12 protein-coding genes, 1 tRNA gene and 1 pseudogene are annotated in these 13449 nt (G+C 71.4%); 6 read left to right on the forward strand and 8 right to left on the reverse strand.

The window, feature by feature from the left end; all coding sequences use genetic code 11:
• The first annotated feature begins 141 nt into the window (after positions 1-141).
• From SCNRRL3882_RS28460 to SCNRRL3882_RS28470, 3 genes are all read left to right on the forward strand, one after another.
• Positions 142-1308, forward strand: a complete 1167-nt coding sequence (locus SCNRRL3882_RS28460; RefSeq protein ID WP_010048503.1) for an HpcH/HpaI aldolase/citrate lyase family protein — start codon at positions 142-144, stop codon at positions 1306-1308.
• A 63-nt stretch (positions 1309-1371) separates the two neighbouring features.
• Positions 1372-3954 carry a phosphoribosyltransferase gene (locus SCNRRL3882_RS28465; RefSeq protein ID WP_010048502.1) on the forward strand — a complete coding sequence of 861 codons (2583 nt, stop codon included), beginning with the start codon at positions 1372-1374 and terminating at the stop codon, positions 3952-3954.
• Positions 3954-4766, forward strand: coding sequence for a hypothetical protein (locus SCNRRL3882_RS28470; RefSeq protein WP_010048501.1), 813 nt, complete (start codon positions 3954-3956; stop codon positions 4764-4766). Before SCNRRL3882_RS28465 ends, SCNRRL3882_RS28470 begins: the two co-directional genes overlap by 1 nt.
• On the opposite strand, the gene SCNRRL3882_RS28475 is transcribed toward SCNRRL3882_RS28470, so the two are convergent.
• The 4 genes from SCNRRL3882_RS28475 to SCNRRL3882_RS28490 all read right to left on the reverse strand — a co-directional run bounded on the left by SCNRRL3882_RS28475 (position 4684) and on the right by SCNRRL3882_RS28490 (position 8061).
• On the reverse strand, positions 4684-5418 hold the full coding sequence (locus SCNRRL3882_RS28475) for a DedA family protein (protein ID WP_010048499.1): 735 nt from the start codon (positions 5416-5418) through the stop codon (positions 4684-4686). The genes SCNRRL3882_RS28470 and SCNRRL3882_RS28475 overlap by 83 nt on opposite strands.
• A 56-nt stretch (positions 5419-5474) precedes the next feature.
• On the reverse strand, positions 5475-5699 hold the full coding sequence (locus tag SCNRRL3882_RS28480; RefSeq protein WP_010048498.1) for an FmdB family zinc ribbon protein: 225 nt from the start codon (positions 5697-5699) through the stop codon (positions 5475-5477).
• A 22-nt stretch (positions 5700-5721) separates the two neighbouring features.
• Complete coding sequence (locus SCNRRL3882_RS28485; protein ID WP_010048497.1) at positions 5722-7125, reverse strand: hypothetical protein; 1404 nt, start codon at positions 7123-7125, stop codon at positions 5722-5724.
• A 75-nt stretch (positions 7126-7200) separates the two neighbouring features.
• Positions 7201-8061, reverse strand: coding sequence for a DUF4097 family beta strand repeat-containing protein (locus SCNRRL3882_RS28490; protein ID WP_010048496.1), 861 nt, complete (start codon positions 8059-8061; stop codon positions 7201-7203).
• 200 nt (positions 8062-8261) lie between these two features.
• Between SCNRRL3882_RS28490 and SCNRRL3882_RS28495 the strand changes: the two genes are divergently transcribed.
• A tRNA-Val gene (locus tag SCNRRL3882_RS28495) sits at positions 8262-8333 on the forward strand.
• 81 nt (positions 8334-8414) lie between these two features.
• Here SCNRRL3882_RS28495 and SCNRRL3882_RS28500 read toward each other — a convergent pair.
• On the reverse strand, positions 8415-8957 hold the full coding sequence (locus SCNRRL3882_RS28500) for a hypothetical protein (RefSeq protein WP_040904418.1): 543 nt from the start codon (positions 8955-8957) through the stop codon (positions 8415-8417).
• Positions 8958-9109: 152 nt separating this feature from the next.
• On the opposite strand from SCNRRL3882_RS28500, the gene SCNRRL3882_RS28505 reads away from it, so the two are divergent.
• Together SCNRRL3882_RS28505 and SCNRRL3882_RS28510 are read left to right on the forward strand one after the other, a co-directional pair.
• Positions 9110-9550: a DUF6153 family protein gene (locus SCNRRL3882_RS28505; protein ID WP_078603002.1), complete on the forward strand. Its 441-nt coding sequence runs from the start codon at positions 9110-9112 to the stop codon at positions 9548-9550.
• A 106-nt stretch (positions 9551-9656) separates the two neighbouring features.
• Positions 9657-10319 (forward strand): DUF305 domain-containing protein, encoded by a 663-nt coding sequence (locus tag SCNRRL3882_RS28510; RefSeq protein ID WP_010048492.1) that lies wholly within the window; start codon positions 9657-9659, stop codon positions 10317-10319.
• A gap of 10 nt (positions 10320-10329) precedes the next feature.
• On the opposite strand, the gene SCNRRL3882_RS28515 is transcribed toward SCNRRL3882_RS28510, so the two are convergent.
• From SCNRRL3882_RS28515 to SCNRRL3882_RS28525, 3 genes and pseudogenes are all read right to left on the reverse strand, one after another.
• Complete coding sequence (locus tag SCNRRL3882_RS28515) at positions 10330-10683, reverse strand: hypothetical protein (RefSeq protein ID WP_010048491.1); 354 nt, start codon at positions 10681-10683, stop codon at positions 10330-10332.
• A 105-nt stretch (positions 10684-10788) separates the two neighbouring features.
• A complete protein-coding gene (locus tag SCNRRL3882_RS28520) occupies positions 10789-11307 on the reverse strand; it encodes a hypothetical protein (RefSeq protein WP_010048490.1) in 519 nt (172 codons plus the stop codon).
• Positions 11304-13289: pseudogene (locus SCNRRL3882_RS28525) on the reverse strand (putative bifunctional diguanylate cyclase/phosphodiesterase); the annotation flags it as partial. The gene SCNRRL3882_RS28520 and the pseudogene SCNRRL3882_RS28525, both read right to left, overlap by 4 nt.
• Between the last annotated feature and the right edge of the window lie 160 nt (positions 13290-13449).

The following is a 13449-nucleotide window of genomic DNA, read 5'->3' on the forward strand; positions in this document are numbered from 1 at the left end:
CGTCATGGCAGGGCCCGGCTGTGCTTGCCCGCGTTACCTGAAATTCATGCCTGACGGGAACCTCTGCCATGGACTTCTACGTACTATTACCGGCCAGCTTTCGACGATTCGCAGGTCGCACAACCACCACGGGGGAGTTCCATGCGTCATTTCGGGCACGTCGCCCCTGAGGTGCGGAAGCGGCTCTTCCACCGCGAGCCGTGCACCTTCACCGCGGATTCGCCGGCCCGGCTGCTCTCGGCCGCCCTCGGCGCCACGCTCTACAGCCCGGCCACCCGGACCCGCCTCGCCGACGACATCCTCAAGCAGGCCGGTCGTGGCGTGGTCTCCATGGTCCTGTGCCTGGAGGACTCGATCGACGACGCGGAGGTCGGCCCGGGCGAGGAGAACCTCGTCCGTCAGCTCACGGCCCTCGCCGACCGCCCGGACGCGGACCTGCCGCTGCTCTTCATCCGGGTCCGCGTCCCCGAGCAGATCCCCGACCTGGTACGACGCCTCGGGCCCGCCGTCCGGCTGCTGTCCGGATTCGTACTGCCGAAGTTCACCGAGGAACGCGGCATCCCCTTCCTCGAGGCACTGGCGACCGCCGAGGCCGACGGCGGACAGCGTCTTTTCGCCATGCCGGTGCTGGAGTCGCCGGAGCTGCTCTACCGCGAGTCGCGCGTGGCGACCCTGGAGGGCATCTCCCGGGCGGTCGACAAGTACCGCGACCGCGTACTCGCCCTGCGCCTCGGCGTGACGGACTTCTGCTCCTCCTACGGGCTGCGCAGAGGCCCCGACATGACGGCCTACGACGTGCAGATCGTCGCCTCCGTGATCGCCGACGTGGTGAACATGCTGGGTCGCGTCGACGGGACCGGCTTCACCGTGACCGGGCCGGTGTGGGAGTACTTCCGGGTCCAGGAGCGCATGTTCAAGCCGCAGCTGCGGCAGAGCCCCTTCCTGGAGGTGCAGGCCGCGGAGCTGCGCGAGAAGCTGATTGAGCACGCCATGGACGGCCTGCTCAGGGAGATCTCCCTGGACCACGCCAACGGACTGCTGGGCAAGACCTGCATCCACCCCTCGCACGTGCTGCCCGTGCACGCCCTGTCGGTCGTCAGCCACGAGGAGTTCTCGGACGCCCAGGACATCCTGCGCCCCGAGCGCGGCGGCGGGGGTGTGCTGAGGTCGGCGTACACGAACAAGATGAACGAGGTGAAGCCGCATCGGGCCTGGGCCGAGCGGACCCTGCTGCGTGCCGAGGTTTTCGGCGTGGCGAACGAGGACATCGGCTTCGTGGAGCTGCTCGCGGCCGGCTTGCGCGACTGAACGCACGGCACCCGAGGAACGCAGGCTCGCCGGTGAGACCGGCGACTTCGACGCAGGGAATTCATGGAGAAGGCAGTGAACGAGGGGGTGCACCAGCAGGTGCGCGACGGGGACGGCGACGGCGACGCGGTGCGGGCCGGGACGGCCGGCGGTGCCGACGGCGTCTGGTCGGGCAGCTGGGTCGCCGAGCGGCTCGGCGTCGAGCTCATCGGCGACGACCGGCTGACCGGCCTGCTGGGACTGGCCCTGCGCCGCAACCCCAAGCGGGCACACCTGCTGGTGTCGAACGTGCTCGGCAAGCACGTCCCGCAGTCGCCGTCCGTGGTCTACGGTCACGGCTTCGAGCTGGGCCGCCGCGTGCGTGAACTGCTGGGCCCCGACGAGGCGCGCCGCGCGGTCGTCCTCGGCTACGCGGAGACCGCCACCGGCCTCGGCCACTCCGTCGCCGACGGTCTGGGTTCCGCCCCCTACCTGCACTCCACCCGCCGCCCCGTCGCCGGTCTCGCCCCGGCCGGCGGCTTCGAGGAGTCCCACTCGCACGCGACCTCCCACCTGCTGCTGCCGGAGGACCCCGCGCTGCTCACCGGCGACGGACCGCTGGTCCTGGTCGACGACGAGTTCTCCACGGGGAACACGGTGCTGAACACCGTCCGGGATCTTCATGAGCGGTATCCGCGGCGGCGGTACGTCGTGGTGGCGCTGGTGGACATGCGGTCGGTGACGGATGCGGGGCGGCTGGAGGAGTTTGCGCGGGAGATCGGCGCGCGGGTGGACCTGGTCGCGGCGGCCTCGGGGGCGGTGCGGCTGCCCGAGGGGGTGCTGGAGAAGGGGCAGGAGCTGGTGGCGCGGTACGAGGCCCCCCTGGGGGCGCGGGGAACTGCGCGAGCAACCCCCACCGGCCCGCACCCGGACGACGACGGCACCGACCCCACCGTCGGCCGCGTGGACCTGCACTGGCCCCGCGACCTGCCGGACGGCGGACGGCACGGGTTCACCCCCGCGCACCGGGAGCTCCTGGAGGACGCCCTCCCCGCGATGGCCCGCCGCCTGGCGGAGGCACTGCCCGCCAACGCCCGCCGCGTACACATCCTCGGCTTCGAGGAGCTGATGTACGCCCCGCTCAGGCTCGCCCGCGAGCTGGAGCGGACCACCGATGTCGAGGTCCGCTACTCCACCACCACCCGTTCGCCCGTCCTCGCCGTCGACGACCCCGGCTACGCGATACGCACCCGCCTGGTCTTCCCCGCCCACGACGACCCCGCCGACGGCCCGGGCGAGCGGTACGCCTACAACGTCGCGGGTGCCGGCTTCGACGCCGTGGTCGCCGTCGTCGACTCGGTCGCGGACACGCCCGCGCTGCACGCGCCCGGCGGCCTGCTGGCCCAGCTCGCCGCGCACACGCCGCGGGTCCTCCTCGCCGTCGTGCCGTCGTACACCCCCGGGACCCCGCCCGTCCGCGAGATCCCGTATGCCTCTGAAAGGCCCTCCATGCTGCCCGAGCCCCTCCGCGGCCCCGCCTTCTCCTCGTACGCGCCCGAGGAGGTCGGCTGGCTGCTCCAGGACCTCTCGGACGTGACGCTGGAGGCGCCGACCGAGGAGCGCGAGGAGGCGATCCAGCGCGGCGGCGCGCACTACGCCGAGTCGCTGCCCGTGGAGTACCAGCCGAGCGAGCAGTACCAGAAGTTGTTCCACGCCGCACTGGAGGACTCGGCGGCCCGCATCGCCCAGGCGGTCGGCGTGGTCACCGAGACGGTCCTGGCCGAGCGGTCGCCCCGCCCGGTCCTGGTCTCCCTGGCCCGTGCGGGGACACCCGTCGGCATCCTGATGCGCCGCTGGGCCCAGCACCGGCACGGCCTCGACCTGCCGCACTACGCCGTGTCGATCGTCCGCGGCCGCGGCATCGACGCCAACGCGCTGCGCTGGCTCGCCGAGCACCACGACCCCCGGGACGTCGTCTTCGTCGACGGCTGGACCGGCAAGGGCGCCATCACCCGCGAACTCGCCCAGGCCCTGGAGGAGTTCGAGAAGTCCGACGGCATCACCGGCTTCAGCCCCGAGATCGCGGTCCTCGCCGACCCCGGCTCCTGCGTACGGACCTACGGCACCCGCGAGGACTTCCTCATCCCCTCCGCCTGCCTCAACTCGACCGTGTCCGGCCTGATCTCGCGGACCGTGCTGCGCGCGGACCTGGTCGGCCCGCACGACTTCCACGGCGCCAAGTTCTACCGCGAACTCGCCGGCACCGACGTCTCGGTGACCTTCCTGGACGCCGTGTCCGCCCGCTTCCCCGAGGTCACGGACGCGGCCTGCGCCCAGGCCAAGGAGCTGCTCGCCGCCGACCGCTCGCCCACCTGGGAGGGCTGGGCCGCCGTCGAGCGCATCAGCGAGGAGTACGGCATCCACGACGTGAACCTCGTCAAGCCCGGCGTCGGCGAGACCACCCGGGTGATGCTGCGCCGCGTGCCCTGGAAGGTCCTGGCGCGCGCCGGGGCGGGCAGTGACCTCGACCACGTACGTCTGCTGGCCGAGCAACGCGGCGTACCCGTCGAGGAGGTGGCCGAACTGCCCTACACCTGCGTCGGCCTGATCCACCCCAGGTACACCAGGGGCGCGACCGGCGCCGACGGCAAGGCGGTGACGGTCTGATGCCCGCACTCGTCGCGAGCGACCTCGATCGCACCCTGATCTACTCCGCTGCGGCCCTGGCGCTGACCATGCCGGACGCACGGGCGCCCCGGCTGCTGTGTGTGGAGGTGCACGAGAGCAAACCGCTGTCGTACATGACGGAGACGGCGGCCCAGCTCCTCACCGACCTGGGCGACGCGGCCGTGTTCGTGCCGACGACGACCCGCACGCGCAAGCAGTACCTGCGCATCAACCTGCCGGGCCCCGCGCCCACCTACGCGATCTGCGCGAACGGCGGCCACATCCTGGTGGACGGAGTGTCCGACCCCGACTGGCACGCACAGGTGACCGCGCGGCTGGCCGACCAGTGCGCGCCCCTGGCCGAGGTGCAGGAACACCTGCTCAGGGCGGCCGACCCGGTCTGGGTGCGCAAGCACCGCGTCGCCGACGACCTCTTCGCCTACCTCGTCGTCGAGCGTGAACTGCTGAACGAGGACTGGGTGAAGGAACTCGCGGTCTGGGCGGAGAACCGCGGCTGGACCGTGTCCCTCCAGGGGCGCAAGATCTACGCCGTGCCCAAGCCGCTCACCAAGAGCGCGGCGATGCGCGAGATCGCCCGTCGGACCGGCGCCGATCTCACCCTGGCCGCCGGCGACTCCCTGCTCGACGCCGACCTGCTCCTCGCGGCCGACCAGGGCTGGCGCCCGGGCCACGGGGAGCTGGCCGACACCGGCTGGACGGCTCCCGCGATCAGGGCGCTCCCCGAACGGGGCGCCCTTGCGGGGGAGCGGATCCTGCGGGAGCTCCTGCGGACGGTTCGATCTCCTCGGTGACGCTCTGGGGCCGGCCGCCCAGCCGGCGGCGGCCCGCTCCCGGTCGCAGCAGGCGCAGGACGACGAACACCAGCACCGCGAGCGCCGCCACGGCGAGGACCACCTTGGAGTAGGCGGAAACGATGTCCGTGACCTCGTGCCAGTTCGCGCCCAGGGTGTAGCCGGCGAGCACGAACGCCGTGTTCCAGATCGCGCTGCCCAGGGTGGTCAGCCCCAGGAACACCGGCAGGCGCATGCGCTCCACACCCGCCGGCACGGAGATCAGGCTGCGGAAGATGGGGATCATCCGGCCGAAGAACACCGCCTTGGTGCCGTGCCGCTGGAACCACGCCTCCGTCTTCTCGATGTCGGAGACCTTCACCAACGGCAGCCGGGCCGCCACCGCCACCGTCCGGTCACGGCCGAGCAGCGCACCGATGCCGTACAGCGCGAGCGCGCCCATCACCGAGCCGGCCGTCGTCCACAGCAGCACCGCGAGCAGGCTCATCCGCCCGCTGCTCGCGGCGAACCCGGCGAGCGGCAGGATCACCTCGCTGGGCAGCGGCGGGAACAGGTTCTCCAAGGCGATGGCGAGACCGGCACCCGGCGCGCCCAGCGCGTCCATGAGGTCGTTGACCCACTGCGGCCCGGCGTCCGCGGCGATGGCTGTCATGCCACCACGCTAGGAAACCGAAGCTGAAGGACTCCTGAGGAAACCTGAGGGAGGCGTCAGCCGCAGCAGCCGCCACCGCAGCAGCCGCCCCCACCGCCGCCGCCGGCGCGCGGCGCCGAAGCCGGGGCGGAGGCAGAGCCACCGACCGCGACCGTGGAGAGGAGCTTCACCGTGTCGTCGTGACCCGAGGGGCATGCCGCGGGAGCGGCGGACTCCGCCATGGGACGGCTGAGTTCGAAGGTGTCGCCGCAGGTCCGGCAGCGGTACTCGTAGCGAGGCATGCGCACAGGTTAACCGGCACGGTCAATGGCCGGCGGCTCCGCGTTCGTCTCGGATCCGGGAGACCACGCCGGATACGGCCCGGCGTACCGCTTCCGTTTCCGTGAGGAAGTGCCAGTAGTCGGGGTGGCGGCCGTCGAGGCCGGCGATGGCGCGTTCCAGGCGGGACACCGCCTCGTCCAACGGGCGGGCGTGGCGCGGGTCGGGGGTGTTGCGGCCGGCCATGGCGAGGCGCTGGGCGTCGCGGATGGCGAAGCGGGTGCGCTCGATCTCCTGCTGGGGGTCCTTCTGCACGGTGTTCAGGCGGTGCAGGCGGTCGCCGGCGGCCGAGACGGCTTCGTCGGTGGTGTTCAGCAGGGCTCGTACGGTCGACAGCAGGGCCGTGGCATCGGCCCAGCGCTGTTCGTCGCGGGCGGCTTGGGCCTCGGCCAGTTTCGTCTCGGCCTGGCGCACGTTCTCGGCGGCGACGTCGGGGACGCGCTGCAGGTCCTGCCAGCAGGCCACGGTGAAGCGGCGGCGCAGTTCGCTCAGGATCGGGTCGACCTGTTCGGAGCGGGTGGTGAGGGCCTGGGCGCGGGTGCGCAGGGAGACGAGCCGGTGATCGATCTCGGCGGCGCGCTCCGGCAGCCGCTCGGCCTCCACGCGGACCGCTTCGGCCCCGCGGGTGACCCGCTCGGCCCGCTCCAGGGTCTGCGGTACGCCGTGCTGACCGGCGCCCTGGTTCAGCTTGGTGAGCTCGGGAGACAGGGCGGCGAGACGGGCGGCGAGGTCGTCGGCCTTCAGGCCTGTCGCCCGTACGGAGTCGAGGGCGTTGGAGGCGGCGAGCAGGGCCTGACGGGCGCGTTCGACCGCGGGGGCGAGGCGGGCCAGCTGGGTCTCGGCCTTGCCGAGCAGCGGGCCGAGGCCGTCGGTGAACCGGTCCAGCTCCTGCTTGACCCGGCCGAGTTCCTCCTTGGCGGCGGTCAGCTCGGTGCGGGCGCGGGAGGCGGCCGAGGCCTCCAGGTCGTCGCGGTCGAGGTCGTGGGCGTCGACGGCGTTGATGTACTGGTGGCTGGCCTCGTCGATGCGCCGGCCGAGCGCGTCGAAGTCGGCGACGGCGCGCCGGGCGGCAGGGGAGTCGTCGACGGCCGTGATCGTCTCGATCGAGATGCGCAGGTCGCGCTGCGCGGTGTCGAGCTCGTAGAAGGCGGCCGCGGCGGCGTCCTTCGCGGCCTGGGCCTCGGCCCGCTGGCTCTCGGCACGACCGCCGAACCAGCGCCGGGTGCCCCCGCCCGCGAAGGCGGCGGGCAGTGCCAGCGCGGCCAGCAGGGGCAGTCCCAGCAGCGTGAGCGCGTCATGGAGCGGGCCGGGAGTACGGGGGACGCGGCGGCTCGGGCGATGTGCGCGCGGCACCGGCGGCGAGTACGGCTGCGCTGGAGTCGCCGTCACATCCCTCTCCCGTGCTGTGGTCCACCCTGCCCGGTTGTCATTCTCCCACCGGTTAAGGACGAACACACGGGCCGGTTAGTTCGCCGTTCGGACCGTCACTTTGCCGTCGCCGGTGTGGGCGGACACCACATGGGAGCTGCTCTCGTCGCGGGGGACGGACACATCCACGCCGCCGTCACCGGTCTCGGTGGTCACGCGGTAGGTGGCCTTGGGCAGCGCGATGGTCACGGAACCGTCGCCGCTGCGGGACTCGACGCAATCCGGTACGGCGCCGAGTTCCAGGCGGACCGAGCCGTCGCCGGTGTGGGTGCGGACGTCACGGGAGGAGACGTTCGCCCGGATGGATCCGTCACCGGTGCGCATCTCCAGGCGGCCGGTGGTGTCGGTGACGCGGACGGAGCCGTCGCCGGTGCGGATGTTCACAGGGCCGGTGGTGTCGGTGACGCGGACCGAGCCGTCGCCCGTGCGGATGCGCAGGGGGTCCCGGAAGCCGTGGGCGCGCACACTGCCGTCGCCGTCCTGGACCTTCACGGTGACGCCCCGCGGTACCTCGATGCGGTGCTTGGCCGAGCAGTCGACGACGAAGCCGGAGCACTTCAGCCGCAGCACCAGCCGGTCGTCCCGCATGGACCAGGTGGCCTTGGGCTCCTTGCCGACGACGACCGAGCCCTGGAACCACCGGGTGACCTCGATCCGGCCCGCCGGGTTCGAGTCGGCGGCGACGATCTCGAGGGCCGAGTGGTCGGAGTCGATGGTGAGTGTGCGGCTCTTCAGGTCGAAGGACCGGTGGTCGGGGTCGGTGTCGTCCCCGGCGGACGCGCCGCAGGCGCTGAGACCGGCGACGAGCACCACGACGGCACCGGCGACGGCGACCGCGCGGGCCGAGACTGTGCGTGTGGTGCCGGTGGTGCCGGTGGTGCGAGAGGTGCGGGCCATGACGATCTCCCCCTGGACGGACGACGAGCGCTCCCGAGCGCTCTTCGACCGTATGGATCCAGGACCCGCCGGGGGATCCGGGCCGCTCCCGGATCAAGGGTGGGGTTAACCCCCGGAGCAACCCACGGATACGGGTTTGCGGGACGGCGCCCCGGGCAATGTAGGCTGTCGACTCGTCCTGGGCGCGTGGCCCGGGAGCCGGGTGCGTAGCTCAGGGGTAGAGCGCCTGCCTTACAAGCAGGATGTCGGCGGTTCGAAACCGTCCGCGCCCACCGTACTCAAGTAGCGGGTCAGAGGCCTTTCGGAAGCCGTGGCCCTGCCGACACGTGTGGGCAGGGCCGTGGCGGCGGGGCTCAGTAGTTCGCGTTGGCGAGCAGCTCGCCGTCCTTGTCGTACACGGTCACGAGGCCGTTCCTGGACTCGTAGCACGACGTGAACGCGGAAGCGATGAGCTTGCCCTCGCCCTGGTGGGGGCCCATCAGGCCGCCGGTGAAGTCGGTGAAGACGTCCGCGGAGTCGAGGATGTCGTTGCGCTTGTCCGTGCCGGTCACCTTGGTGACGTGCTTGACCGCGGCCTTCTCGGTGTCCGTGCCGCTCTTGGCGACGCAGCTCCGGAACTGCTCGGCCTGGGATTCCTCGTCGGTCCGCTCGGGCTTCTTCGCCCCGTCGTCCTTGGGCTTGCTGTCGGCGGCGACGGCCTTGTCCTTCTTCGAGATGTCGTCGCTGTCGGCGCCTCCGCCGCTCGTGGCGACGCCGGCGATGACGAAGAGGGCGATGATGCCCGCGCAGCCGAGGCCCGCGATCTTCCCGACGCTGCGCTTCTTCGGCGGCTGGGGCGGGTAGGGCTGGGTCGGCTGCTGCGGCTGCTGCGGCTGCTGCGGGTGCTGCTGGCTCATGGGTTCCACCTCGAGATCATTCGTGTCGTGCGGGTGCATGACCTCGGGAGGCGGAGCGCAGTTGTAGAAGGGCGAACGAGTTCACTCGATCGGGTCGCGGACGGCCGCACGCCTGCCGGGGGCCCGCATGTCCGTACGGGCCGCCCCCTAGGATGAGCATCGTGAACAGTTCCCTTCAGCGCGCCCCGCGACCCGCCGTGCGGCGGTGGCATGTGGTGTGCGTGCTGGGGCTGTTGGCGGGGCTGCTGGGGATGCACGGGCTGGCGCCCGGGGGTGGTCTCCCGCAGCAGGAGCACATGCTCCAGACGCGTACGCAGCAGACGCACGTCCAGGCCGTGGCGTACGGGCACGGGCAGTCCGGCCCGCACGGTTCCGAGGCGCAGGACGGGCACTGCGGTGGCGGGCATGTCCAGCACGCGGATGCGACCTGTGCCTCGGGTGCCGTCGGGGGCGGGCCGGTGCTGCCCTCGCTGGTCGCCGACCCCGTTTCCCGGTGTGGGCCGGAGGACGTCGTACGGGCGTGCGCGGTGGTGGAACCGGACGGTGCACGCGCCCCGCCCTCACTCGCAGAACTCCAGCTTCTGCGGATTTAGACACCTCGTACGCACCGTGTCGGCGCCAGTGCCGGCGCCGGGGCGGTGCGTCGCCGTGTCCGCAATCCGCAGTAGGAGCAGTAGCAGCAGAAGCTGGAGTTCACGTATGAGCAGTGTTCGGAACCTCACCCGCCGGGGCGTTCTCGTCGCGGTGACCGTCGGCGCCGCGGTCGTCCTCGCCGCCTGCGGCGGGGACGGTGACAGCGGCGGCAGCGGTAGTGGCAGCGGCCACGACGCGCACGCCTCCGCCTCCCCGTCCGCCGGTGACGAGACCGGTACCGCCGCCGGTGCCCACAACGCCCAGGACGTCTCCTTCGCGCAGGGCATGATCCCGCACCACCGGCAGGCGCTGGAGATGGCGCGGCTGGCCGACGGCCGGGCCTCCTCCGGGGCGGTCAAGGACCTCGCCGACCGGATCGAGAAGGCACAGGACCCGGAGATCAGGACCATGACCGGCTGGCTGAAGGCCTGGGGCGAGGACGTCCCCGAGGCCGGGGGCGGCATGGACCACTCGGCCTCGGGTCACTCCGGGATGCCCGGGATGATGGGCGACGAGGACATGGCCCAACTGGAGAAGTCCTCGGGCAAGGCCTTCGACCAGAAGTTCCTGACCCTGATGGTCGAGCACCACGAGGGTGCGGTGGAGATGGCCACCACGGAGAAGAGCAAGGGCCGTTACGGACCTGCCAAGGCCATGGCCGACGACATCGTCACCGCCCAGAACGCCGAGATCAGCGAGATGAACAAGCTCCTCGGCAAGAGCGGCTGACGTTCAGCTGCTACGGGGCTCCGTCGGTCTCCTCCGGCGGAGCCCCGTGCGCGTGCTTCAGCTGCGAGCGGGCCGCCACCCGCTCGGGGCCGGTGAGTTCGGACCAGTAGCGGTGGGTGCTGACGAACACCGCGAGCTCGTGTTCCCGGCGCCGGAGCTTCTCCACTTCGGCCTGTTCGTCGGCGGTCCAGCCGGGGGAGGCGGGGCGCTCCACCTTGCGCCAGCCGTTGTCGTCGCTGAAGCCGTCCAGTGGTTCGACCGACCAGGGGAGTCGCTTCAGCAGGGCCGACAGTTCGGCCCGGACCTGATGGAGTTCCTCCTGACCGGCGAGGAGGTCACTCGGAAAGTCATAGGTCGTTGCCACGACCCAATGATACGCCTGTTCGAATTGAGCGGGCGAGTTCGTTCCCGTGGTTCATGCGAACGGGGACCCTACGGGGGCGGCGGTTGCCGAAGGCGCAGCCTGCTGTCACGGAATGGGCGGAGGCTGCGCCTGTCCGGCGGCGTTCGTCGTGCCCCGGGCGCTCCTGGCCACTGCCCTCATGTCCTCACTGTCGCTGCGCCGCAGCACGTAAAGCTTGCCCATCGCTATCAGGCTGGGACCGCACAGCATGATCGCGAGCCACCACACGTCCCTGGCGACATAGATGCCGGCGCCGAGCATGGCGATGCTGATCACGGCGCCCACGTACAAACCCGTCATCCAGAGCGCGTGCTGGCGCTTCTCGCGCGCCAGCCGTAGCTCGCGCTCCGCGGCGGCCTTGGCGTTCTCGTCCTTGCGCAGGGCCGCCTCCCGCTGCATGTCCAGATGCCTGAGCCGGATCTGGTGATCCCGCTTCAGCTGTGGTTCCAGGGCGGCCAACGCGACTTTGAGTTGCTCCGGTCCGCCGAGGGCGGCACCCCACTTCATGGCGATCTCCAGACCCACCGAGACGACGAGGTCGTCTGGCGGGAGGGGCGGAGCGCCGCTGCTTTCTTCCACACTCACTGCCGCGCGCCTCCGTCACCGCTTCCTGCTGGGTCGTACACGGGTGCTGTCGGTTCGGGAGGCGGTCCGAGGCGGGCGAAGAGCCGGGCGAGGGCGTGCTCGAGCTCACCCGCTGCCCTGGCTACCGTGTCGGCCTCGTCCTGGCTGTGCGGCGCGTACTCGCGCAGTAACTCAGCCGCCGCAAGCCCCGGTTCCGCGAAGGCGTCGCCGCTGGATGCGGCGCCCCGGGCGTCGCTGCCCTCGTGGGTTGTTCCGGGCCGGCCGTGCGGTACCGGGAGATATGCGGAGGTCAGCGCTCTGCGCAGCCGGTACTCGTCCAGTGGCCCGGAGAACGCCATGCCCTGCCCGTGAGTGCAGCCCATCGCGCGCAGGGCGACGACCTGCTCGGGCAGATCCACCCCCTCGGCCACGGTCTTCAGCCCGAGGTCGCCGGCGATGCGCAGCAGCCCACTGGTGGTCTTCTGTAGCCGCGGGGACTCGACGACGCCCTCGACCAGACTGCGATCGAGCTTCAGCCAGTCGACGGGCAGCCGCCTGAGGGCCGTGATCGCCCCGTAGCCACTGCCGAACCCGTCGAGGGCGATCCGGACACCGACACGCCTGAGGGCGCCCAGCCGCCGCTCCAGCTCGTCCAGGCCGGTCCTCGGGTCGGCGTCGGACAGCTCGATGATCAGCGACCCGGACGGCAGCCCGTGCCGGGTGAGCAGCGCCTCGATGGTGCCGAGCGGCATCGACCGGTCCAGCAGCCGACGGGCGCTCATCCGGACGACGACCGGCACTGCAAGTCCCGTCGCATGCCGTTCAGCCGCCTGCTCGACAGCCTGCTCCAGCATCCAGCGGCCCAGCTCGCCGGTCTCGTCGCTGTCCTCGGCCCCGCGCAGGAACTCCGCCGGGGTGAACAGCACCCCCTGCGAGGAGCGCCAGCGCGCCTGCGCGGACACCGACGCGATCCGGCCGTCCTCCAGCGACACCACCGGCTGGTGCAGCAGGGTGAACTCGCCGTCGTGCAGCGCTGCCCGCAGTCGCGTGGCCGGCTCCGCCTTCCGTACGACGTCCTGCTGCATCTGCGGCTTGTACAGCTCGATGCGTCCCTTGCCGCCGGCCTTCGCCCGGTACATCGCCAGGTCGGCGTTGCGCAGCAACTCGCCCGCGCCGAGGCCCGGCTCGGCGAAGGCGACACCAACGGAAGCGTTGATCCGGATCTCCGTGCCGTCGACGAGGTACGGCTGGGACAGCGTCGTCCTGAGGCGTTCGGCGAGCTCAAGGATGTGCCGTTCCCGGGCGGCCAGATCGCGGGTGTTGTCCCCGACGATCAGGGCCGCGAACTCGTCGCCGCCCAGCCGGGAGGCGGTGTCGCCCTGCCGGACGGAGTCCTGGAGGCGGCGGGCGGCCTGGATGAGCAGCTCGTCCCCCGCCTGGTGCCCGATCGTGTCGTTGACGGCCTTGAAGCCGTCGAGATCGATGAACAGCACGGCCGTGTTCCGCAGGGCCACGCCCCGGTCGGAGGCGCGGCGCCCCGAAAGGGTGTGCTGCACGCGCTTGGTGAACAGGGCCCGGTTGGGCAGGTCCGTGAGCGGGTCGTGCTCGGCGTAGTGCTGCAACTGGGCCTGGAGCCGCACCCTTTCGGTCACGTCCCTGCTGTTGAAGATGAGGCCGCCGTGGTGCCGGCTGACGATCGACTCGAAATGGGGCCAGCCTCCGTCACCCGAGCGGAATCGGCACTCGATGCGCGTTGTGGGTTCCTCGTCCGGATCGGCGGCGAGGAAACGCCGCACCTCGTGCACGACGCAGCCCAGGTCCTCCGGGTGGATCAGATTGGCCAGTTCCGTGCCCACCAGCTCCTCCGCCGGGCGGCCGTACACACCGGCGGCGGCCGGGGAGACGTACTTCAGGACACCGCTCGGCGCGGCGATCATGATCACGTCGCTGGAGCCCTCCACCAGGGAGCGGAAGTGGTTCTCCTGCTGCGCCAGTTCTCGGCTGCGTCTGAAGCGGAATGGCGTGAGTGCGGCCATGGAGCTCCGTAACGCCGAGTTGGAGCGCGTGTGAGCAGCCCTGAGCAACGACGACATGAATTTGCGCATGCCCATCCCCCTTCGCGCCGCTTGCACCATATCGAGACTCCGGCAGCACTGTCAGTTA

Origin of the sequence: Streptomyces chartreusis NRRL 3882, from assembly GCF_900236475.1 — a bacterium.
Lineage (GTDB): Bacteria > Actinomycetota > Actinomycetes > Streptomycetales > Streptomycetaceae > Streptomyces > Streptomyces chartreusis_D.